We start from the raw sequence: 23,593 nt of genomic DNA on the forward strand, positions 1-23,593 counted from the left end.
TAGCCTTTAATAATATTATGGCATAATTTAACAAATAGGTAGGTTTAGTCAGATCACAATACCTGAATATTGCTTAATAATATTGTTGATAATATACCCAGACTCGTAGGGACAGGATCACCTTGCCCCTACAGGGTTATAATTGAATCAAACTGGTTAAAATTTTAACAAGGGAATTAATAATGGTACAAATTCTTAACAAAACATTGAGTTTAGAAGAATTTCTGAAGTTACCCGAAACAAAACCCGCTAGTGAATATATGGATGGTCAAATTATCCAGAAACCCATGCCACAAGGAAAACATAGTAAACTACAAGGTAAATTAGTTACAGTCATTAATAATATCGCTGAAGAACAAGCGATCGCATTAGCTTTACCTGAGTTAAGATGTACCTTTGGGAGTCGTTCTATTGTTCCTGATGTAGCGGTTTTTGTGTGGGATAGAATTCCCCTTGATGAAGATGGAGATATTGCTAATACGTTTAATGCTCATCCTGACTGGTCGATTGAAATTTTATCACCTGAACAAAGCACCACTAAAGTTACTCAAAAGATTTTACATTGTTTAAATTCGGGTTGCCAGATGGGTTGGTTAATTGTTCCAGAGGAAAAGTCTATTTTTGTTTATCCTTCAGGACAACAACCAATATTTTTAGAGGAACTAGATGCTGTACTTCCGGTTCCTGAATTTATCTCTAATTTAACTTTAACCTTAAGAGATATTTTTAGTTGGTTAAAGGTGAATCCTAGTTAAATAAACTCATCCTGATTTAAACATTCCCTAAAGGTTCTTTCTGTGGGTTCTAACCCAAAATCAACCGCTAATAAATCTAAACCGTCAATAATCGCAACAGGGTTATTAATCCTCAGAGATTGAAAACATTTGTCTCTATAATTTGGTTTTTGTTGAAAATTTGCGATCGCTTCTTTTAAAGGTTTAATTACCGGATAAGCTGCTTCTGATTTTGCGATCGCTTGGGGAGGAATAGAAGCATTGAATCTTAATACGGCTAAATCAATTAAATCCCGTGATTCTACTGAACTATCAATCCATCGGTCAGCATTAGCTAATAATTTTTCGGCAAAACAATCAATTAAACTTAAACAAGGAACAGACGACCATTGAGGAAAATCGGGTGCTTCTAGTTCAATTCTTCCTTCCATAATAATTTCAAATTTGATTAAGGTTTCTTCTATTAATAAAGGAAATCTAATTCCATATTGATTGGCTTGTATTTCTTGGTGAAATGTGATATTATTTTGAGTATTAAATAAAGCGTTATATTTATTTGGGCCCAGAGATTGCCTTAATAATCGATAACCGGAACCTGTGGAACAGAGAAAATCAATATCTTTACTCAGGCGATATTCTCCATAGTTTAAACAGATGAATGTTCCTCCGCCAAAATAAGCGTGACAGTCTTGTAAGAAATTAGTATTAAGTTGATGGAGAACAGCAATAATTTTTTGATGAAAGTCTTGTGTAAACATTTGATTGAATAACCAAGAACCATACTGTTGAGCCAGTTGTTGAATAAATTCGGCTTCCGTTGGATTAATTTCCCCAAAAATATCTCGATAATGCCATCCCCGTTCATACCGTTTTAGCATTTCCAATGGCGTTAAATTCTCAATTCCTATTCTTTGCCAACATAATCGTTCTAAAAAGGGTAATTTTTCAGGAATAGAACGCTGATTCATGATTGTTTTTAATTAAAAAATAGTTCAACTTGACAGCGAAATTCGGGTAAAAGGGGAGAAGTAATTTCATCAGTTATTAATAACGTTTCAGCTAAAATTAACTGATGATTTTGACGACGATAGACTTGAACTTGCTGTTGATGGCGATCAACAATCCAATATTCCTGAACACCTTGAGTCGAATAGAGTTTTAACTTCGCTTGTTTATCTCGTCTTTCGTTTTCTTTCCCTGGGGATAATACTTCAACTACTAATTCAGGAGAACCTGTTAAATGTCCTGAACTATCTAATAACGTTGCTAATTTTTCTCGACTCACCCAAACCACATCAGGAATAACATCATCAAATTCAGTATAAACAATTCCAGGGGAAATTACAGATTCTCCTAACTGCGTTTGACGTGACCACATTTCTAATGCTACACAGATATTACCACAAATTTGTTGATGATTCCAATCTGGCGCTCTAGTCACGAATAATTCTCCCGCAATAATTTCATAACGTTTCCACTCATCATTTGACAACAACTCTAAATCGGCTGTCGTCCATTTCATTGATTCTGCCAGAGTTTGATTCATGATAAAATGAGGGTAGAGTTAAATGTTATTGTATCATATTTTATTGAAGTTTGAATGATTTTCAAGGATTAATTAAAATCGCTTTAGGTTTGCCTTCTTCAAATAAAGAAGCGGATAATAAAATAACAGGATTATCGGTTTCATTTTCACCATAATGTACCATTCCTCCCACTTCAACTAACGCATCCCCAACATTTAAACGGGTGGTTTGTCCGGCTTCTAACATTTCTTCTTTGCCATTAGAACGGGTAATTTTAGCTGAACCTTTAACAACCGTATAAGTCAAAGTTCCCGACTCTACCCGTTCAATTTGCATCCCTGGATGAATATGAATGGGTAACTTACTATTAGGAGGAATCGTATATTTAACTAATTCTAAGAGACGACCTTGTACTTCTGTGGGAGAACCACTGGCTAAGACTTCACGAGTCACCTTTTGAGTGTAAGCATTAGTCGGGGTTTGCAGTTGTTGGCTTCTAACGATCGCAACACTACTTAAAAATGTCAGCGCAACCAGGGGGAGAAGTTTGTGAAATTTGAGCATTTTGAGATAACGATAATAGAGGTTACAAACGGTGAATCTTGATCAGTGTATAAAAGTTATTATCAAAATCCGATTAAAAAAATCTGTTATTTTATCCTTTTTTAAGCATCGGTGTGCCATTAACTGCTAAAATAAATACCAGTATAAAGAGCGTTACAAACGCGGTTATTCTTCAGATTCTATGAGCGAAAGAACACTATTTGATAAAGTATGGGAGTTGCATACCGTTGGAACTCTTCCTTCAGGACAGACTCAACTCTTCATTGGTCTGCACCTGATCCATGAAGTCACCAGTCCCCAAGCCTTTGCGATGTTACGCGATCGCAATCTCAGTGTACTGTATCCTCAACGCACCGTCGCTACAGTTGATCATATCGTTCCCACCGATAATCAAGCCCGTCCGTTTACGGATGTATTGGCGGAAGAAATGATACAGTCCTTAGAGAAAAGCTGCAAAGAACACAATATCCGTTTTTACAATATCGGGTCGGGAAATCAAGGCATTGTTCACGTCATCGCACCGGAACAGGGGTTAACTCAACCGGGGATGACCATTGCTTGCGGAGACTCCCACACCTCGACTCATGGGGCATTTGGGGCGATCGCTTTTGGCATCGGGACGTCTCAAGTTCGGGATGTTTTGGCTTCTCAAACCTTGGCGTTAGGGAAACTGAAAGTGCGCCGGATTGAAGTTAATGGAGAACTACCTTCGGGGGTATATGCCAAGGATGTTGTGCTGCATATTATCCGTACATTAGGGGTGAAAGGCGGTGTGGGGTATGCCTATGAATTCGCTGGCAGCACCCTTGAGCAGATGTCCATGGAAGAACGGATGACGATCTGTAATATGGCGATTGAAGGCGGTGCCCGATGTGGCTATGTTAACCCGGATCAGGTCACTTACGACTATTTGCGGGGTCGAGATTTTGTTCCTAAAGGAGAGGACTGGGAAAAGGCCGTTGCTTGGTGGAATAGTATCCGTAGTGACACGGATGCAGTTTATGATGATGTGGTAAAATTTGATGCTGCGGATATTGCTCCGACCCTAACTTGGGGCATTACCCCCGGACAGGGAATGGCTGTTAACGAGTTGATTCCTGATTTAGAGCAGATTCCAGAAAGTGATCGGGATGTGGCCCAAGAAGCTTATCAATATATGGAATTTGCCCCTGGAACCCCCATCAAAGGCACAAAAGTTGACGTCTGTTTTATTGGCAGTTGTACCAATGGCCGCCTCAGTGACCTACGGGAAGCCGCTAAATTTGCCCAAGGTCGGAAAGTCGCAAATGGGGTGAAAGCCTTTGTGGTTCCCGGTTCTGAACGGGTGAAGCAACAAGCGGAAGCGGAAGGACTCGATAAAATCTTTGAAGCCGCAGGGTTTGAATGGCGCGAGGCGGGGTGTTCCATGTGTTTGGCGATGAACCCCGATAAATTACAGGGAAATCAACTGAGTGCATCCTCTTCCAACCGCAATTTTAAAGGCCGTCAGGGTTCCGCCAACGGACGTACATTGTTGATGAGTCCGGCGATGGTGGTGGCGGCGGCAGTTAACGGGGTGGTTACGGATGTACGCGAGTTGCTGTAACTGACCTAACCCCCCAACCCCCTTCCCTGCAAGGGAAGGGGGAGTCATTGATATTGTTAAATGCAACTGCCGATTTAATAGTAACAAAAATTCTCCCCTCTCCTTGCAGGAGAGGGGTTGGGGGAGAGGTCACACAAGTAAAAAGAGCAAAGTCAACGATTTGTTAATACTAACTACAGAACATTAATCATGAGCAAAATTCAAAGTCTTTCAGGAACAGGAATTCCGTTAGTGGGGAGTGATATTGATACCGATCGCATTATTCCCGCCCGGTTTTTACGGTGTGTTACCTTTGATGGATTAGGGGAACAAGTCTTTGCGGATGATCGCCAACAAATGCAAGGCAAACACCCCTTTGATTTACCCGAATATCAAGGAGCCAATGTATTAGTGGTTAATGCTAATTTTGGTTGTGGTTCTTCACGGGAACACGCTCCCCAAGCGATCTCTAAATGGGGAATTCAAGCGATTATTGGAGAAAGTTTTGCGGAAATCTTTTTTGGAAATTGTGTTTCTATTGGAATTCCCTGTGTGATAGCTGAACCAGAGGCAGTCAAAGCATTTCAAGAAGCATTAAAAGCCAATCCTCAAGCCACTGTTACCGTTGATTTAGAGGCAATGAAAGCCCACTGCGGAGATTTAACGATTGATGTGCAAATGAATGCAGGTTCTCGTCAATCGTTTATAACGGGACTGTGGGATAGTTGCGGACAATTAATTGCTAATGTTGATCAAATTCGAGCAACAGCTACAAAATTACCTTATCTGCATTGGGCAAGTTAAAGCTTGAAAATAGCAAGGAGGCGTTGATCAAGCTTCCTTGTTATTTTTATTAATTTTTTTTTATTTAGGATAAAAAAATATACGGGTGCAATGATAATTTCAAGCCAATAGAATTCACTAGAAAGGTTTAGTTTAAGCTTCAAGGATTGTATGCTCCAGACCCCAAAATTTTTAACAAACATCCTACTAGGAATTATCACTTTGGCGATTATTGTGAGTTGTCGCTCTTTTAATCAAGAAGAATTAACATCTCCTCCCTCAGATTCCCAGAGTCAATTTAAAGTGGCTAGTCTTGTATCGGGTTCTATTCAAGATGGGAGTTGGAGCCAAGCCAGTTATGAAGGATTAAAATTAATTGAAAAAGAATATAATGCTAAAATTAATTATACTGAAAATGTATCCGAAACTGATAGTGAAGCCTTAATTCGTCGCTATGCTGAACAGGGATATGACTTAATTATCGGTCATAGTGGGGGTTATATTCAAGCCATGGAAAATGTCGCTCAAGATTTTCCAGAGACAAAATTCGCTTTAGTAACTACCTATCCAGGGAATAATAAAAACTTAGGCGCTGTTGCTTTTCGTTCTGGGGAAGTCGGTTATTTGACGGGAGTATTAGCCGCGATGAAAACTAAAACGAATAAAGTGGGTTATATGGTAGGAGATGATTACCCCGTTTATCGAGAAGAAGAAGCATTATTTAGACGAGGTGCAACCGCAACAAAACCCCAAATAGAAGTTTATACGAAGTTCTTAAAAACTTGGACAAACGCAGAGAAAGGTAAAAAAGTTGTTGAAGATTGGTTAGGAAAAGGCGTTGATATTTTTGCGATTAATGCCGATGAAGCTGGAACTCCAGGCTTAAAATTAGCGAGTGAGAAACCCGGCGTTTATGGGATTGGTTGGACGAAAGATCAATCTAATCTCGTCCCTGGAAAAATTTTAACCAGTGTCTTACAAAATATTCCTGAATTAGTCTTAAAAATTGCAACATTAGTTCAGCAAGGACGATGGGAAGGCAAACAATATAAATATGGGTTACGAGAACAAATTTATGGTTTTGCACCCTTTAGAGGCACATTAACGGCGGAAGAAGAGGCGAAATTTAATCAGGTTAAAGAACAAGTAGTAACTGGAAAAATTGATATTACCCCTTCAGAGCTAACAACAGACTACAATAAATAAAAATCGATCAGTTCCCTGTTATTGGACGAATCATGACTCAAGCGGAGAAATATCATCTTTTATCTAGGCTTCGGGGTTCTCTTTCGTCTCGTAACCCTCGATTTTCTTCCCTTGCCAAACAACTCCGTAGCAGTTTACTCTTTGTAGGATTACTGAGTGTTTTAACCAGTGGCGGATTGTTAACTTATCTCAGTTATCACGCTCAGATGAAACAGTTACAAGCACTCCAAAAAGAGCGATCGCAAGTGATTGCCTATCAAATTAATAACTATATAGATGATTTACAACGAAAATTAAGTTATTTAGCACGGGTTAAAGGGTTAACAGATTTACCCCCTAAGTTTCAAAGAAACTTGATAGAAGGATTGGTTCGTCATAATGATGCCTATGACCTAGTTGCTATTTTAAATCGTCGAGGAGAAGTAGAAAGTTTTTGGGTGGGTGATGATCAAAGTTTGAGAACAAATTATACAGATTCACCGTTATTTATTAGACCTTTTAAACAGCAGGAAGATTATGTAGGTTCTATTGAGTTTGATCCTCATGATCGAAAATATAAAATGGTGATGTCTGTTCCAATTCGCAATAATTCAGATCAAATTGATGGCGTTTTATTTGCTGAAATCAATTTAAGTTTTCTGAGCTTTATTTTATCACAGACTAAAGCAGGAAATACAGGGTATGTTTATGTTGTGGATGAACGAAACCGAGTTTTTTTTGCATCTAAAAATAAACCCAAAAATTTTCATGTCCAAAATTTAAAGAATCCTAAGATTATTCATTCAATTCAAGGCGCTTTACCAGAAGAAGAATTAAAGCTTAATCGTTATTGGGGATTAAAAAATGTAGAAGTTTTAGGTGCGACATCTTTGATTCCTAGCGTGAATTGGTTTTTAGTTGTTGAACTGCCAATTACAGAAGCTTATTCTCCCATCTCTCACATGATTTTTGCCATGGGAGGAACAATTATTTTAATTACAGGTTTTGCCATTGGTATGGGTATATTTCACAGTCGGCAAATTATTTTACCTTTAAAGAAATTAACTAAAGCTGCATTACAAATTAGTCAAGGAGATTTAAAAACCCAAGTTGAGGTGCAATGTTCTAATGAATTAGGGGTATTAGCCACAAGCTTTAATCAAATGACGACTCAAATTGATGAGTTATTTGCAGCGATTGAAAAGGAGCGAAATTTTATTGCTGCTATTTTAGATATTGCAGGCGCGTTAGTGGTTTTACTGGATGCTAAAGGTCGAATTGTTCGCTTTAACCGAGCCTTTGAACAAACAACCCAATACACGTTTGATGAAATTAGAAATCGCTATGTTTGGGAAGTCTTTTTAGACCCTAATGAAGCCCCAAAATTCAAAGCAAATTTTACTTTTTTACTCATTGATCAATATCCTAAATATTACGAAGCTTGTTGGATAACAAAACATGGAGAACAACGAATTATTAGTTGGTCGGATACTGTCTTACTCAATGAAGCTAAAGAAATTAACTATATTGTAAGTGTTGGTGTGGATGTAACAGAACAGCGAAATGCGGAACAAGCACTACGAAATAGCGAGAAACGGTATGCAACATTAGCTGAAATTTCTCCCGTGGGAATTTTCCATACAGATAATAATGGAAACTGTCTTTATGTCAATCAACGATGGTGTGAAATTGCTGGATTAACAATCGAGGAAGCGATGGGAAAAGGTTGGTCTCGTGCCCTTTATCCTCCCGATCAGATGAAGGTGTTTCAAGACTGGGAAAACTGTGCTAAAAATCAAGTTCAATTTGGGTCTGAATACCGCTTACAACGTCCTGATGGCAAGATTACTTGGGTCTATGGTCAAGCTGCTGCTGAGATTAATTCCGATGGAGAAATTCTAGCTTATGTGGGGACAATTACAGATATTACCGATCGCAAACAAGCAGAGGAAGCTATGCGACAAGCAAAAGAAGAAGCCGAAATTGCATTAACCAATTTTCGTAAAGCTCAAACCCAATTAATTCAAGCGGAAAAAATGTCGAGTTTAGGTCAATTGGTAGCTGGGGTTGCCCATGAAATTAATAATCCAGTTAACTTTATTTATGGTAACTTAACCCACGCTCAAGAATACACAGATACACTATTGAGTTTGATTAAACTTTACCAAGATCATTATCCTAATCCTTCCCCAGAAATTATTGATTTTTCTGAGGAATGGGATGTTAATTTTTTAATTGAAGATATACATAATATTCTAAAATCCATGAAAATGGGGGCTAACCGAATCCGAGAAATTGTTCTTTCACTTCGTAATTTTTCTCGGTTAGATGAAGCTGAAATGAAAGCGGTTGATATCCATGAAGGTATTGATAATACTTTGTTGATTTTACATAATCGCTTAAAAGATAACTCTCAACGTCAAGCCATTCAAGTGATTAAAAAATATGGTCGTATTCCTTTAGTAGAATGTTATGCTGGGCAATTAAATCAAGTGTTTATGAATTTGATTTCTAATGCAATTGATGCTTTAGAAAGTAGTAGTCCTTCCTTTACCCAACAACAGCAAAATCCTCATCAAATTACAATTCAAACGGAACTTTTTGATCCGCAATGGATTAGAATCAAAATTGCTGATAATGGTATAGGAATGCCAGAAACTGTTAAATCTAACTTATTTAATCCTTTCTTTACAACAAAACCTGTCGGGAAAGGAACCGGGCTAGGGTTATCGATTAGTTATCAAATTATTGTAGAAAGACACAAAGGTTCAATTCAATGTCATTCTCAACTCGGTCAAGGAACAGAGTTTATAATTGAAATTCCCTTACGTCAACATGGGTTCTTCAGTATTTAGTATGCTAAAGATTTAGTTAAAATGCCAATTCAGTAAACATCTTGATTGAAAGTTTTTGAAATTCCTGAATCCATAAGCCGTGCGTTTAATCAGTTTCAGCTTGTTATTAATTCCCTCCACTACCCCACTGGTTGTTCTGTGATCAAAGGTAGATATATTTTTAGCCTTTATTGATTTTATTAACTATAGTTTTAGCATAAGCTGTTAAGCATCTAAATAGGGTATAATGAAAAACCAAGTTTAGAAAAATCAATCAAAAGATGCCTGCTAAAAATCATTTAAATGAAAAGCAAGTAGAGAAACTACAGAAAAGATTGAAAGAGGAAGAAAATGGACAAATCCGAGAAAGAATCTTGATTTTATTATTGCTAAATGATGGTAAAAAGCAAAGTGAAATTGCCAAGTTTTTGGGCTGCTCATTAAACAAAGTATGTTATTGGTGTGTACATGGAGACCCTGACAAATTAGAAAGCCTAAAAGATGAAAGAATGAAAGGAAATTATAGAAAAGCCACAGACAAATATATAGAGATATTATTAGAAACAGTAGAAAAAGAACCGGAAGAATTAGGATATGAATTTGGGAGATGGACAGGAGAAAGATTGGCAACTTATTTAGAACAAATCACAGGAATCAAATTAAGTAGTTCACAAGTGAGAAAGATATTAAAGGAAAAAAAGTATGTTTATTTGTGGGCAAAGTATAGCTTAGAAGAGAAAAGAGATCCAGAAAAAAGAAAATTATTTAAAGATAAAATAGAAGAATATTTGAAAATAGCAAAAGAAAGTCCAGAACAATTACAGGTATGGTTTTGGGATGAAAGTGGATTTAATTTAAGAGTGATAAAAAGAAAGAATTGGTGTAAAAAAGGGAAGAGGAAACAGATTAGAGGAGACAGGAGGAAAGGAAGAGTTAATGTGATGGGAGGATTGAGGTACTCGGATAAAAAAAGATTTGTAGAATTTCTGGATAAAGGAAATGCAGATAATTTTTATCAAGTGTTAAAAAGTTTTTATCAAGAGCTAATTTATGAATGGGTATTAGCGGGAAATCAAGCAGAAGAATTTGTAGAAAAAGGAGCTAAGATCCTGATTATTCTTGACAATGCAAGTTTTCACAAAAAAGAAGAGTACCTAGAAAAAATTAAAGCAGAAATGCCGAATGTCTATTTAGAATTTCTTCCAGCATATAGTCCAGATTATAATTTAATTGAATTAGTCTGGCATTCAGCTAAAGAATATATAGCTCATCGACTCTTTAAATCAGTTGATGAGCTAGAGTGTTTATTACATCAGCTTTTAAATGAAGGACAGTTATCTATTAAATGGGGACGTAAACTTAAAAACAAAGGTAATGCTATAATCACAGTTTAAATACACAACAGCTTACTAGATACTGAAGAATCTCAACATTAAAGTATAGTGCTACGCATTACGGTGTTTGACATTTCTGAATTCTCAAACCCTTTCACTTCTTACTGTTCCCTGTTCCCTTGCGCGTAGCGCTATAGTAAGCCCTTCAGGACTTTCTGAGGCGTAAACACCCCACTACAAGTAGTAAGCCCTTGAGAGCTTAATTAAGAGGCGTAAAAACCCCACTACTTTAATGAAAATAATCATAGATTTGTTGAGCTAATTTGGGGCCAATTCCTGACACTTCAGCTAATTGTTCGACGGTCGCCATTCTAATATAATCCAGGGAACGAAAATGAGCTAAAAGTAATTTCTGGCGATGATGTCCTAACCCTGGAATGTCATCTAAATGTGATCGCTTCATTCTTTCACTGCGTTTATTTCGATGGAAATTAATGGCAAACCGATGGGCTTCATCCCGTAATCTTCTTAACAGTTGAACTCCGGGTTGTTCGGGATCTGTTTCTAAAGGAAAGGTTTCCCCAGGAAGAAAGATTTCTTCCCTCTGTTTAGCTAAACTGATCACTCGAATTTCCTCTAATAAGTTCATTTCTTGTAAGACGGTGACCACCGCAGACAGTTGACCTTTTCCCCCATCAATCATAATTAAATCCGGTTTATCTGTTGAGGTAGAATAGTCTCGACAACGCCGTCGCATCACTTCAGCTAAACTGGCAAAATCATCGGAATGTCCGGCGTGAACGTTGGGGTTTTTAATCTTATAATGGCGATAGTATTGTTGGGCGGGTAAACCTTCAATAAATACCACACGGGAAGCCACAGCATCTGACCCTTGAATATGGGAAATATCATACCCTTCTATACGGTGAGGAAGGTCGGGTAAATCCAGAATTTCTGCTAAATCTTCTAAGGCTGCGGTATTGCGATCGCTTAATTTTTGTACTCGTTCTAATTCATACTCAGCATTGCGTTGAACCATCTCAATTAACTCGGCTTTGAGTTGGCGTTGTGGCGTTAAAATTGTCACTTTTTTACCCTTGTGATCGCTTAACCAATCGGTTAAAATAGATTCATCAGGTAACTCATATTGAACTAAAATTTCGCTGGGAATTTCAACCGCATCAACGGTTTGATAATGTTCTTCTAAAACCCGTTGTAAAATTAATCCCATTTCTGTTAATTTTAACCCCGGTGGAACTTCTGCGGTAAACCCTAACCGTCCCACTAATTGTCCGGCTCGAATTTGAAATAACTGCACACAAGCTTGTTTAGAATTCGCAGCCAATGCGATCGCATCTCGTGAGACTCGATCATCAGATAAAGAGACTTTTTGCTCGGAATTTAAAGATTGTAATCCTTGAATTTGATCTCGAATTCGAGCCGCTGTTTCAAAGTTTAAAGCTTCAGCAGCTTGTTCCATTTGTTCTGTTAAATGATCAATGAGTTCCGTTGATCGACCTTGAAAAATCATCGCTACTTTTTGAACAATTTTTCGATAGTCTTCTGGGGATATTAACAGTTGACAAACCCCCGGACATCGACCGATATCATAATTCAAACAAGGCCGATCTTTAAATAACGGTTTTGGACGTTGACGCAAGGGAAAAATTTGCTTGATTAAATGCAGTGTATTCCGCAATACCCTTGTATCCACATAAGGGCCATAATAGCGATCTTTTGGGTTTCCTAACCGACGTTTACGGGTAATAAAAATTCGTGGATAATCTTCTGACCAAGTAATACATAAATAAGGATATTTTTTATCATCTTTAAGCAGAACATTAAAATGGGGTTGATGTTGTTTAACTAAATTGGCTTCTAAGGCTAATGCTTCTGCTTCTGTATCTGTGACAATAAATTCTATCTCCGTAATTTGTTGCACCATTAAAGCAATGCGAGGAGTGTGATGATTATAGTCTCGAAAATAAGAACGAACCCGCGATCGCAATTTTTTAGACTTGCCAATATAAAGAATATTATCCTGATGATCTCGCATCAAATACACCCCAGGAACCGGAGGAATATCTCGTAACTGTTTTTCTAAACGTTCTGAATCTTTAACTAAAGGAAGAGTTATAATAGATGACATAGTTAGATTTAAACTTGACTGTAATGAATTCAATGGCTATAATCTGATTATAACAAAATATTTTGTCTTAAAAGTCGTAATTCCCCTACTCATTCCGTTTCTATTTTTGTCTATTTAAAATTAAACTTTTTTGAGGGTATTCCAAATTAAGGATTAGATTATGGTTCAAGAACTAACTGACTTAAGAAATTGTATTTTAGAACAACGTTATCAAGATGCTTTAGACATTATTGATGAACTTGAAGAAATGGGAAAACAAGCAATTCTGAGAAACATAGAATCTTTTTTGGTTTGGCTGTTTATCCATTTACTCAAAAATCAAGTTGAAAAGCGATTAACCAATTCTTGGATTGCTTCAGTATCGGATTCTATCATCCAAATCAAAAAACTGAATTTAAAAGCCAATAAAAATTCTTATTATATTCAACCTGATCAATGGCAACCTTATTTAGAAGAAGCAATTGAGCAAGCTATTCGTCCTGCAAGTATAGAAATATTAGAAGGTAGCTTAAAATCAACTCAACTCTCAGCAATGATTGAGCAAAATGTATTATTAAATATAGCCCAAAAATTACTCAATTTAACTTATGAATATCCCGTTAAAGATTTACCTCACCGCATTGATCAAGAATTAGCTCAATTACCAGGGGGTCAAGATTGGTTTGATCAGTTATAATTGTAAAGTAGGTTAATTTAGGGTTCAGGTTTTGATTATGGTTCAAGCTCCCCCTGATTTAAAAACAATCGCAACCAACACCTGGGTAAAAGCGACCTGGGAAGAATTTTTAGCCTTAACCGAGAATCCTCAGTATGCTGAGGGTAAATTTTATTATGATCAAGGATATGTGAGGGTAGAAATGTCACCATTAGGTTCAGCACACGGACACGATAACACAATTCTCTCAACGGTAATCTTAATTTATGCAGCTTTAAGAAATATTCGGATTAAAGGATTTACTAACACCTCTTTCAGAAAAACAGGAATCCGAGATAGTCAACCGGATATCGGGTTTTATATTGGGGATAATTTTCAATTTCCGCCTCGCAATAATTCCCCGATTAATTTAGATGAACTCACTGCTCCTAATTTAATTGTTGAAATTGGTGCATCTTCTTTTACCGATGATATTGGTCGAAAACGATTACTCTACGAAAAATTGGGAACACAAGAATATTGGGTTGTCAATGTTGAAGACAACATAATTTTAGCCTTTGCTGTAGAAAACCAAGGAAGTCGATTAATCGAAGAATCTCTCGTTTTACCGGGATTAAAAATAGCCTTAGTGGTAGAAGCATTACAACGTTCTCAAACAGAAGACGATGGAAGCATTACACGCTGGTTGATGGGTGCTATTAATTCTCCTTAAATTAAAAGAGATTCTCAAATAAAATATAGGTTAAATTGCTAAAAACATTAAAAATATTTTAAAATAAGAGTTGAAAGAAACCCTCGATAACTTATGACTCTAGCAACAAATTCTATTCTAATTTCCACCGATGAAGCACTATCATTATTAGAAACGGTTCTGCACAATTCCGAAGCGGAAGATGTCACCGTCACCCTCAACAATACGGAAGAATCCTTAACTCGGTTTTCTGAAAATCAAATTAGTCAGAATCTGACCACTACCCAATTTAATCTTTCCATTACCAGCTATTTTGGTAAACGGTGTGCTACCTCCTCCACAAATGAACTGAATCCTGATACCATCATCCCTACCATTCGCCGTTCAGAAGAACTCGCCCGCGTCGCCCCTGAAGACCCCGAATGGGTTCCTCTGCTGGAACCTCAAACCTATGATCATCGAATTCCTGCCTTTGATCCCGAAACGGCTCACTTATCTCCTTTACGCAGAGGAGAAATGGTACAGAAGGTATGCCAATTGAGTGCTAAATCTAACGTAGAAGCATCGGGAACCCTCAGCAGTGAAGCGGTGTTATATGCTGTGGCCAACTCACGCGGGGTAAGGGCGTGTAACCGCTTAACCGTCGCCGACTTTAGTGTCACCGCACGCATAGAGACGGGTTCTGCTTGGACACAACGAACGGCTTGTAGTGTGAATCAATTACCCACTGAACAGTTAACTGAAACCATCATTAATCGAGCCATATTATCCAGAAATCCACGAGAAGTTAGCCCTGGAATTTATCCTGTGATCTTCGATGGAGCAGCCTTTACTGACTTATTAGAATGGGTCATTTGGAATTTAGATGCACGGGCTGCTGATGAAGGACGATCTTTTATGTCTCGAACAAATTCAGAAGGAAAACCCATCGGAAATCGCATTGGAGAACAACTTTTTAGTCCCTTGATTCAGGTACAACGAAATCCAGCCTATCTGCTATTACAAAGTTCGACATTTTTTCAAGATGGTATGAGAAAAGATGAGTTAGATATTATCAAAGATGGGATTCCTCAAACCTTATCCTATAGTCGGTATTGGGCAAAAAAACAAGGAAAAATGTTCCATGGTGGTTTGTTTCCGATTGTGATGTCAGGGTCAAACCAAAGTTTAGAAGATTTAATTTCTCAAACAGAACAAGGAATTTTAGTCAGTCGTGCTTGGTATGTTCGCTATGTCAATCCCCGCACCTTAGAAGTAACAGGAATGACGCGAGATGGTACGTTTTGGATTGAACAAGGAAAAATTGCTTATCCGATTAAAAATATGCGCTTTAATCAATGTTTACCCGAACTTTTAAACCAGGTTGAAGCCTTGAGTTCTGTTGAACGTTATGGGAATACCGTTGTACCAGGAGTTAAAGTCAAAGCGTTTAATTTTAGCAGCATTACCGATAGTGTTTAAAAGGGGAAAATAGATTGTGTCAGGGTAAACTGATTCCTTATTTCGTGTGATTAAGGGCAAAATTTGTAGCCAATTTAGAGAAAAAAAGCTACAAATTATAAACGGCTGGAATTCAATCGCCATTTGCTTTCTACCTTTATTGACAAGTTCGATTTAGACCCGAATTTGATTTTAAATCACCCCCATTTTCCTTCTGTACTGTCTTACGGTACTTTAGCTGCTTAAAAACTGTCCGAAGTATTGATATTAAGGTTTTGTAAATTTCTTTAAAAAGAATTAATCTCTTTTGTGATTTAGATTACTAAAGGTGAGGTTATTGTTGAGTTAGAGTGTGCTTAGAACGTGAAATAGACACCAAGGAACTAATGGTGGCTGCCGGAAAATCAGAATTACAAGGGTGCTAATCGATCTTTAGTCACTTGTTAGAAAGGTTAGTGAACAGAACATCCATCTATGATTCTCTGCTTGTACGACTACAAGTTCTGATTTGATCAACATTACATGAACCCAATGTTAACGGTCGTATTATTAATTTCACGAAAAAAAACCTTGTGGGAATCCTCCTAGAAGGTTGAGGGATTTATACAGAATGAAGGAGAAATCCACAAATGAGTCAGCACATTTTCCAGAGAGCTTCTTGTAATCGTAGCCTAATGATTGACCCCGTATACCAGGATTCCAGCCCAAATGCTTTACTGTATAGAATTTTGGCTGATTATGAGTGCTTATTAGCAGAACGGAATTGTTTAGAAGGAGAGCTTGAAAACACCCAGAAAGAAGTCACCGCACTCAAAACCGCACTCAATCATTCCACATTAGTTCGTATTCATTTAGAACATGAAATGCTCAGTTCTATCCAAGAACGATATGAGCAAATAACCCAGATCTTAGAACAAACAGAAGCCAAGACAAAAAGTTTAATTCAAGCGATTCCTGATTTAATGTTTTGCGTTAATTCCGAAAGAATCGTAGTAGATTATTATCCTGATAAGCAGGAACTTCATTTCCTAGAAACAGAAAACGTAATTGGTAAAAAAATTCAGGATGTTTTTCCTCAAGATTTGGCAACCTGGACAGAATATTATTTGAAAATAACCTTAGAAACAGGTGAAGTCCAAATGGGTGAATATGTTGTGAAAGGAGATGATAAATGGCATCATTATGAAGCTCGCTATGTCAAAAGTGGAAAAGATGAAGTGTTAGCCATTGTCAGGGATATTACCCAACGAAAGCAAGCCGAAGCAAACTTACGAGTTTCAGAAATTCAAGAACGGGAAAGGGCATTACAACTGGAAAAAACCTTAAAAGACTTGCAACAAGCACAAGCTCAATTAATTCAAGCTGAAAAAATGTCCAGTTTAGGGCAAATGATGACCGAAATTGCCCATGAAATCAAAAATCCGATTAGTTCTATTTACGGAAATTTGACTTACATTGATCAAGATATTCAGACATTAATGGAACTGTTCAAACTCTATCAACAGAATTATCCTGAACCCCTCCCCGAAATTCAAGAGTTTATAACAGCTTCGGATGTCAATACAATTATCAATGAATTACCGCAAAGTGTAGAGTTTATGCGCTTAGGGGCTAATCGTTTGTATGATTTAGCATTATCCCTCCGCAATTTTTCGCGCTTAGATTCTCAGGAAATGGTATCGGCAGATCTTCATATTGGTTTGGATGGAACCTTAAAGATTTTGCATAATCAACTTAAATCAAAAGGGAATCATGCTGAAATTGAAGTGATTAAAGATTATGGGGAGCTTCCCTTAGTTAAATGCTACCCGAATCAACTCAATCAAGTGTTTATGAATCTTCTTGCAAATGCCATTGATGCGTTAGAAAATCAACCCGTTCCTCGAAAAATTATCATCAAAACCGACATCTGCAAAAGACACCCAGACTTTTTAGTTGAAGATGCCATTCGGATTTCGATTTCCGATAATGGCCCCGGAATTCCCAAGTCAGTTCAAGACCAAATTTTCAATCCATTTTTTACCACAAAACCTATGGGTAAAGGGACTGGTTTAGGTTTGTCTATTGCCCACCAAATTATTGTGGAAAAACACCAAGGTCGGTTAAAGTGTACTTCTCAAGAGGGACAAGGGACAACTTTTGAGATTATCTTACCCCTGGGTGAACTCTTTCAAGCAAGGAAATAGACCTTGAGGAAAACTATCACGATCAAGACCAGACTTTTTGTACAATTTTATACAAATTTGTAACGAATAGGATCTTTACAAGGATTAATTGTAAAACGGGAGTGGTGTACCGATACAATTGGGGCTAGGATTCCATTGTCAAAGTCTCATGAATATTCGTACAGTTTCGACTCAACCGTTTAATGATCAAAAACCGGGTACATCAGGCTTACGCAAGTCTGTTCCGGTCTTCCAACAACCCCATTATCTGGAAAATTTTGTTCAGGCCATTTTTGATACTCAACCGGGGTATGAAGGGGGAACCCTGATCGTCGGGGGTGATGGTCGCTACTATAACCGTCAAGCGATTCAGATTATTTTAAGAATGGCAGCCGCTAATGGTGTCGGACGGGTTCTGGTGGGCTGTGAAGGCATTGTTTCCACTCCAGCCGCATCCTGTATCATCCGTAAAAATCAAGCCTTTGGTGGGATTATTCTCTCTGCAAGCCATAATCCCGGCGGGCCAGACGGAGATTTCGGGATCAAATTTAACGCCAGCAATGGCGGGCCAGCCCCAGAAAAAATTACCGAGGAAATTTATGCTCGAACCCAGGTGATTGATAGCTACAAAATCATGGATGCGGCGGATATTAATTTAGATAAACCGGGTAGTTTTAAACTGGGAACGATGACGGTTGAAGTCATTGATTCTGTGCAACCTTATATGGAATTGATGGAATCTTTATTTGATTTTAACTTGATTCAACAATTGTTAACATCGGGCAAGTTTCGGATGTGTATGGACTCTATGCACGCCGTTACTGGCCCCTATGCCCATGCCATTTTTGAACAACGTTTAGGGGCTGCACCGGGAACGGTTTTGAATGGCACTCCTTTAGAAGATTTTGGCGGCGGTCATCCCGATCCAAACTTAGTTTATGCCCATGATTTAGTGGAAATTATCTTCGGGGAAAATGCACCCGACTTTGGGGCTGCTTCCGATGGCGATGGCGATCGCAATATGATTTTAGGACGCAATTTTTTTGTAACTCCCAGTGATAGTTTGGCGATTTTAACGGCTAATGCCCATTTAGTCCCCGGATATAAAGACGGGTTAGCGGGAGTTGCCCGTTCTATGCCTACTTCCCAAGCCCCGGATCGGGTAGCAGAAAAATTAGGAATTGAATGTTATGAAACTCCTACAGGATGGAAGTTTTTCGGCAATTTATTAGATGCTGGAAAAGCGACATTATGCGGAGAAGAAAGTTTTGGAACCGGATCAAATCATGTTCGGGAAAAAGATGGATTATGGGCGGTATTATTCTGGCTGAATATTTTAGCGGTGCGTCAAGAATCCGTTGAAGATATTGTTCGCAGTCATTGGCAAACCTACGGACGCAATTACTATTCTCGTCATGACTATGAAGAGATTGAAACGGAAAAAGCCAATCAATTAGTCGATAAATTACAGGCTGTTTTACCGAATCTCAAAGGCAAACAATACGGCTCCTATCAAGTCGAGTATAGCGACAATTTTAGCTATACTGATCCGGTGGATAATAGCGTTAGTAATAATCAAGGCATTCGCATTGGGTTTACCGATGGTTCTCGAATTGTATTTCGTTTGTCAGGAACGGGAACCAAAGGGGCAACGTTACGGGTTTATTTAGAAAGTTATGAACCTGACCCCACTAAACACAATTTAGATCCCCAAGAAGCGTTAGGAGAATTAATTCAAATTGCCGATGAAATTGCTCAAATCAAAACCATAACCGGACGTCAACAACCGACGGTTATTACCTAATTTTAGGTTAATTGAACTAAACTCGTAGGGTGGGCTTTGCCCACCAATATTATTATATGTAATCGGAAATAGGATTATCAACACTACAACCGTATGAATAGAATAGAAACTATATCAATAAAAGGATTTCGCCGTCTTCAAAATATTGAACTTGAGATGAGAAATCTCACCGTTATGATTGGTGCAAACGGCTCTGGAAAAACATCTTTTTTAGATGTTATGTCTGTACTCGCTGCTTCAGCAAGTGGAAATTTACAGAATATATTGCAACTCAAAGGTGGGCTGAATGAAATTTTAACGAGAGGTAAAGCACAAGAGCTAGAAATTGCCGTTTCAATGCAAATACTAGAGAGACAATCTTTAAACTATAGTTTAACTTTATCTCCTAAAGGTTTATCTTATGAAATTAGAGCAGAAAATTTAACACAGCAGATCGATCTTAACGCTTCTGAACCTTTTAAGTATATAGAATCCAGAGGTTTAGATATTAAATATTATAGTCAGGATGATCATAGACTTTTAAGACCAAATTGGGAACATAACCCCCTTGAAACATCCCTTTCTCAAGTTCCTAAAATGTATCGTGAACCAGAGAACTTGAGAAAAACCCTGGCTTCCTGTACCTATTATGGAGCGCTCGATGTTTCTGAGAAAAGCCCCATTCGTCTACCACAAACCATGCGCCCTGCCAAGTTACCAGGGGCAAGGGGTGAAGACTTGATTTCTTGTCTTTATAACCTTCGAGAAAGTGATCGCGATCGCTTTGAATGGGTTGAAAATATTCTATCTTCTGCTTTTCCAGATTTTAAGCAATTAAACTTTCCTCCCGTTGCCGCCGGAACTCTTTCCATGACTTGGACAGACCGCAATTTTGATCAACCGATCTATGTCCATGAATTATCAGAAGGAACATTACGTTTTCTCTGGTTAGTTACTTTACTTCAAAGTCAAAATTTAACAACAATTACCTTGCTAGATGAACCAGAAGTTAGCTTACATCCTGAACTTTTAAGACATTTAGTTTATCTAATGAGAGAAGCGTCAAAACACACACAACTGATCGTGGCAACCCACTCAGATCGATTGATTGGATTTCTTGAACCCCACGAAGTTTTAATTTGCGATATTGAAGAAGGAGAAGCAAAAATGACTTGGGCTGATACTTTTAATTTGAATAAATGGTTAGAAGATTATAGCCTTGACCAAGTGTGGGCAATGAATATCATGGGGGGTCGTCCATGAAAATTGCGATTTTAGTTGAAGGGGCTACTGAAGTAGCATTTAGAGAAAAACTTCGTGAATTTTTGCAACGTCGTTTGGGCGAAAAAATGCCAAAACTTAAATTTATTCCCCAGGATGGTCGTATTCCTAAAGAAAGAAAACTTAGGCGTATTGTTGAGAATCTTTTAGATAATGATGGCTATCATGCTGTTATTGCACTGACAGATGTTTATACAGGAACAGACGACTTTCGAGATGCGAATGATGCTAAAGCTCAAATGAACAATTGGGTGGGAAATAACCCCAATTTTTACCCCCATACAGCATTACATGATTTTGAAGCATGGCTTCTTCCCTATTGGAAAACGATCCAAAAAATGGCAAAACATAATCGTTCTGCACCGAGTGGTTCTCCTGAAACAATCAATCATAATAATCCTCCTGCAAATAGGATTAAGGAGATTTTTAGAATAGGAAAATGCCAAAGAGACTATAATAAACCCATTGATGGTAAAGCAATTTTAGGAAAAAATGATTTGATGATTGCGATTCAAGCTTGCCCAGAGTTAAAAGCTTTTGTGAATCGAATTATTTCTCTGTGTGATCCAGATCAAATCATTCCTTAATAAACATAAAACTCAAAGAACTGGGTTTTCAACTGTTTCCAATCAAAATTTCTGGTTCAGAAACCCAGTTTATATTGATTCAGAGTCTAAAACCTGACGTAAAGCCTCAATATCTGCACCACAAATAACGTGAAGATGATGAGTAATCTTCTCAATATCCCAATCCCACCAACAGATATTTAATAATTCTTCAATGATAGATTCTTCAAACCGTTTGCGAATTTCTTGGGCGGGATTTCCACCGACTATTGTATAGGGAGGAACATCACGGGTAACGACAGATTGAGCCGCAATAATTGCACCATCCCCAATCTGAATACCGGGCATAATCGTAGCCCCATATCCAATCCAAACATCATTTCCAATCACTGTATTTCCTTTAAATGGCCACGAATCAGGCATTGCAGATTCCCAACCGTTGCCAAAGACCGGAAATGGATAATTAGTAAACCAATCTGTACGATGATTTCCCCCGTTCATAATAAATTTAACATCGGAAGCAATAGAACAGAATTTCCCAATAATTAATTGATCTCCGATAAAATCAAAATGGTATAAGACATTTTTTTCAAAATTTTCTGGGTTATCAAAATCATCATAATATGTATAATCTCCCACAATAATATTCGGGTTTTTAATAATATTTTTCAGATACACTAAGCGAGTTTGTTCGGGAATAGGATAACGAGTTTCGGGAGAAGGGCCGTAATTCATGAAATTGTGGGGAAAGAGTGTTAACATTTTTAATCATCACTCAATCGTATCAGTTAAGCCTTAACTCCCAAACAGATACTCCATAAACGCCACATAGAGACGTTGTATTCAACGTCTCTACATAATACGGATTTGTGGCAAACATTTAAACATTTCAGATTAGAATCGGAGCGGCGGGATTCGAACCCACGACCCCCACTACCCCAAAGTGGTGCGCTACCAAGCTGCGCTACGCCCCGACACAATTAACCAATGTAGCATCGTTAGAAGTAATTTGTCAAGGCTTTTCTAAAAAATTTTTAACGTTCTTGTGGCTTGTACCAATTCTGCCACGACTTCAACGGGCCAACACCCCTCCGCCCGACGTCCGGTATTCAAAATAAACTGCACAGTATAAGCATGGGGATAACCTTCGACCTGCATCCATAACCAATCGCTTTCGGCTTCACAGGCGATTTTTTCTTCATCCATCAACTCCCCGGCCATTTGGGCCATTGTCTCCGCTAATTGACCCAACAACCGACAAAAATCATCAAACTCCGCTTGGGTGAGTTCCATCGCCCAAGTTTCACCCCCGACTAATCCTTGAAATTCCGTTGCTTCAGGATTCCAACCCAAACGCCATCCAGTTCCCGTTTTTAGAATTCTCTCCACGTTCTACCTGTTATTTCAATAATTCCGCATCTCCCGACTGAGGAAGAGGAGTTAGACCGGGAGGGGTTTTCGGGGTTGTTGATGAAGAATTAGGTTTTGGAATAGTTGGATTATCAATATTAGTCGCATTAGGATTAAATAAGCGAACAAGGGTATTAACTAAAGCATCCCGTTCGGCTCGATTTAACTGTTGAATGGCTTTTTGATCTTGTTCTAAGGGATTTTCTTTTAATGTTTCTCGACCCGGATAATCTAACACTAACATCGGTTCATTTACCCCTAAATAATCGGCTAGGGTAAGTTTCCAATCTAAACGATATTGAGTCGGTCGAGCTTTAACATAAACGTGATAGCGAATTAACCGACCGATTAAAGTATTGTCTTCTGCAACTTTTCCGGTTTCTTGGGAAATATATTGATTTTCCAGGGGTAAATTCGGTAACTGTTCATAAACTTTTTTCCAAATCTCAGAGACTCTCACCCGTCCCGATGGGGAGGTTGTTTGTTCAGGGGGAGTTTGGGCGAGTCCCTGCATTTCTAGGGAATCAAAAAAACCACCCAAAATAATCAATAGGGTGATACTAAAGGCGACCAATAAAAAACTTAACCCTCGTTGTTTTTGGGGTTTCCGAGGTTTCACCATAACACTGTAGTTGCTTGTTAACGCACGACACCAACACCCGACACCGTAGAATCCCGAATTAACGATCTGAAATAATTTCTGGTTGGGTCAGTTCATCAGACATTTCAATAATTGCGCGTAAAACAGGTTTCACAGTGTTCTCATCTCCATTATCAAAGTCTTCATACCGACACCGTTTTGCCCGATTTGCCACTTGTACAGTAATCCGATAGCGATTAGACGCCGCACTAACAAGATCAGCAGCGCGACGGGTAATTTCTATGGAGTCAATCGTTGAACGCTTTTGCATGAAGTTATGATTTCCTAA

The 23,593-nt window shown here is 38.2% G+C and carries 21 protein-coding genes, 1 tRNA gene and 1 pseudogene; 13 read left to right on the forward strand and 10 right to left on the reverse strand.

Translation table 11 applies throughout. The annotated features are described in order from the left end of the window. Positions 1 to 182 precede the first annotated feature (182 nt). Positions 183 to 755, forward strand: a complete 573-nt coding sequence (locus NMK36_RS25310; RefSeq protein WP_254174921.1) for a Uma2 family endonuclease — start codon at positions 183 to 185, stop codon at positions 753 to 755. Here the strand turns inward: NMK36_RS25310 and NMK36_RS25315 are convergent. The 3 genes from NMK36_RS25315 to NMK36_RS25325 form a co-directional block, all read right to left on the reverse strand. Further along, the gene (locus NMK36_RS25315) at positions 752 to 1,702 is read right to left on the reverse strand and encodes a nucleotidyl transferase AbiEii/AbiGii toxin family protein (RefSeq protein WP_254174922.1); all 951 of its coding nucleotides are present in this window, start codon (positions 1,700 to 1,702) and stop codon (positions 752 to 754) included. The genes NMK36_RS25310 and NMK36_RS25315 overlap by 4 nt on opposite strands. An 8-nt stretch (positions 1,703 to 1,710) precedes the next feature. Further along, positions 1,711 to 2,280, reverse strand: a complete 570-nt coding sequence (locus NMK36_RS25320) for a Uma2 family endonuclease (protein ID WP_254174923.1) — start codon at positions 2,278 to 2,280, stop codon at positions 1,711 to 1,713. A gap of 61 nt (positions 2,281 to 2,341) precedes the next feature. Beyond that, positions 2,342 to 2,824, reverse strand: coding sequence for a cupin domain-containing protein (locus NMK36_RS25325; RefSeq protein WP_254174924.1), 483 nt, complete (start codon positions 2,822 to 2,824; stop codon positions 2,342 to 2,344). A gap of 181 nt (positions 2,825 to 3,005) precedes the next feature. Between NMK36_RS25325 and leuC the strand changes: the two genes are divergently transcribed. The 4 genes from leuC (at position 3,006) to NMK36_RS25345 (ending at position 9,211) form a co-directional block, all read left to right on the forward strand. Then, on the forward strand, positions 3,006 to 4,409 hold the full coding sequence (gene leuC / locus NMK36_RS25330; RefSeq protein ID WP_254174925.1) for a 3-isopropylmalate dehydratase large subunit: 1,404 nt from the start codon (positions 3,006 to 3,008) through the stop codon (positions 4,407 to 4,409). Between the two features lie 189 nt (positions 4,410 to 4,598). Continuing rightward, on the forward strand, positions 4,599 to 5,192 hold the full coding sequence (gene leuD, locus NMK36_RS25335) for a 3-isopropylmalate dehydratase small subunit (RefSeq protein WP_254174926.1): 594 nt from the start codon (positions 4,599 to 4,601) through the stop codon (positions 5,190 to 5,192). 150 nt (positions 5,193 to 5,342) lie between these two features. Beyond that, entirely contained in the window at positions 5,343 to 6,377 is a 1,035-nt protein-coding gene (locus NMK36_RS25340; RefSeq protein WP_254174927.1) for a BMP family lipoprotein, read from the forward strand. 32 nt (positions 6,378 to 6,409) lie between these two features. After that, on the forward strand, positions 6,410 to 9,211 hold the full coding sequence (locus NMK36_RS25345; protein ID WP_254174928.1) for a PAS domain S-box protein: 2,802 nt from the start codon (positions 6,410 to 6,412) through the stop codon (positions 9,209 to 9,211). Positions 9,212 to 9,223: 12 nt separating this feature from the next. On the opposite strand, the pseudogene NMK36_RS25350 reads toward NMK36_RS25345, so the two are convergent. Further along, positions 9,224 to 9,367 (reverse strand): annotated as a pseudogene (locus NMK36_RS25350) (transposase); the annotation flags it as partial. A gap of 104 nt (positions 9,368 to 9,471) precedes the next feature. Here NMK36_RS25350 and NMK36_RS25355 point away from each other — a divergent pair. Next, positions 9,472 to 10,584: an IS630 family transposase gene (locus tag NMK36_RS25355; RefSeq protein ID WP_254172743.1), complete on the forward strand. Its 1,113-nt coding sequence runs from the start codon at positions 9,472 to 9,474 to the stop codon at positions 10,582 to 10,584. Between the two features lie 229 nt (positions 10,585 to 10,813). Here NMK36_RS25355 and uvrC read toward each other — a convergent pair whose 3' ends face one another. After that, the gene (gene uvrC / locus NMK36_RS25360; protein WP_072717927.1) at positions 10,814 to 12,673 is read right to left on the reverse strand and encodes an excinuclease ABC subunit UvrC; all 1,860 of its coding nucleotides are present in this window, start codon (positions 12,671 to 12,673) and stop codon (positions 10,814 to 10,816) included. A 160-nt stretch (positions 12,674 to 12,833) separates the two neighbouring features. Between uvrC and NMK36_RS25365 the strand changes: the two genes are divergently transcribed. From NMK36_RS25365 to NMK36_RS25395, 7 genes are all read left to right on the forward strand, one after another. Beyond that, entirely contained in the window at positions 12,834 to 13,349 is a 516-nt protein-coding gene (locus NMK36_RS25365; protein ID WP_072717926.1) for a DUF29 family protein, read from the forward strand. A gap of 37 nt (positions 13,350 to 13,386) precedes the next feature. Next, positions 13,387 to 14,040, forward strand: coding sequence for a Uma2 family endonuclease (locus tag NMK36_RS25370; RefSeq protein WP_072717925.1), 654 nt, complete (start codon positions 13,387 to 13,389; stop codon positions 14,038 to 14,040). 93 nt (positions 14,041 to 14,133) lie between these two features. Further along, positions 14,134 to 15,480 carry a TldD/PmbA family protein gene (locus NMK36_RS25375; RefSeq protein WP_072717924.1) on the forward strand — a complete coding sequence of 449 codons (1,347 nt, stop codon included), beginning with the start codon at positions 14,134 to 14,136 and terminating at the stop codon, positions 15,478 to 15,480. A gap of 608 nt (positions 15,481 to 16,088) precedes the next feature. Then, positions 16,089 to 17,645, forward strand: a complete 1,557-nt coding sequence (locus tag NMK36_RS25380; protein WP_139294975.1) for a PAS domain-containing sensor histidine kinase — start codon at positions 16,089 to 16,091, stop codon at positions 17,643 to 17,645. A 148-nt stretch (positions 17,646 to 17,793) separates the two neighbouring features. Then, a complete protein-coding gene (locus tag NMK36_RS25385; RefSeq protein ID WP_072717923.1) occupies positions 17,794 to 19,428 on the forward strand; it encodes an alpha-D-glucose phosphate-specific phosphoglucomutase in 1,635 nt (544 codons plus the stop codon). Between the two features lie 93 nt (positions 19,429 to 19,521). Further along, positions 19,522 to 20,670: an AAA family ATPase gene (locus tag NMK36_RS25390; protein ID WP_072717922.1), complete on the forward strand. Its 1,149-nt coding sequence runs from the start codon at positions 19,522 to 19,524 to the stop codon at positions 20,668 to 20,670. Further along, on the forward strand, positions 20,667 to 21,275 hold the full coding sequence (locus NMK36_RS25395) for a DUF4276 family protein (protein WP_072717921.1): 609 nt from the start codon (positions 20,667 to 20,669) through the stop codon (positions 21,273 to 21,275). Before NMK36_RS25390 ends, NMK36_RS25395 begins: the two co-directional genes overlap by 4 nt. A 69-nt stretch (positions 21,276 to 21,344) precedes the next feature. Here the strand turns inward: NMK36_RS25395 and NMK36_RS25400 are convergent, their stop codons facing one another. The 5 genes from NMK36_RS25400 to NMK36_RS25420 all read right to left on the reverse strand — a co-directional run bounded on the left by NMK36_RS25400 (position 21,345) and on the right by NMK36_RS25420 (position 23,575). After that, the gene (locus NMK36_RS25400) at positions 21,345 to 21,989 is read right to left on the reverse strand and encodes a CatB-related O-acetyltransferase (protein WP_072717920.1); all 645 of its coding nucleotides are present in this window, start codon (positions 21,987 to 21,989) and stop codon (positions 21,345 to 21,347) included. Between the two features lie 165 nt (positions 21,990 to 22,154). Next, positions 22,155 to 22,228: transfer RNA gene (locus NMK36_RS25405), tRNA-Pro, on the reverse strand. Positions 22,229 to 22,277: 49 nt separating this feature from the next. Further along, positions 22,278 to 22,643: a DUF1818 family protein gene (locus NMK36_RS25410; protein WP_072717919.1), complete on the reverse strand. Its 366-nt coding sequence runs from the start codon at positions 22,641 to 22,643 to the stop codon at positions 22,278 to 22,280. Positions 22,644 to 22,653: 10 nt separating this feature from the next. After that, the gene (locus tag NMK36_RS25415; RefSeq protein WP_254174929.1) at positions 22,654 to 23,286 is read right to left on the reverse strand and encodes a hypothetical protein; all 633 of its coding nucleotides are present in this window, start codon (positions 23,284 to 23,286) and stop codon (positions 22,654 to 22,656) included. 58 nt (positions 23,287 to 23,344) lie between these two features. After that, positions 23,345 to 23,575 (reverse strand): DNA-directed RNA polymerase subunit omega, encoded by a 231-nt coding sequence (locus NMK36_RS25420; protein ID WP_072717917.1) that lies wholly within the window; start codon positions 23,573 to 23,575, stop codon positions 23,345 to 23,347. Positions 23,576 to 23,593: the final 18 nt, after the last annotated feature.

It is taken from the genome of Planktothrix pseudagardhii (assembly GCF_904830925.1).
GTDB lineage: Bacteria > Cyanobacteriota > Cyanobacteriia > Cyanobacteriales > Microcoleaceae > Planktothrix > Planktothrix tepida.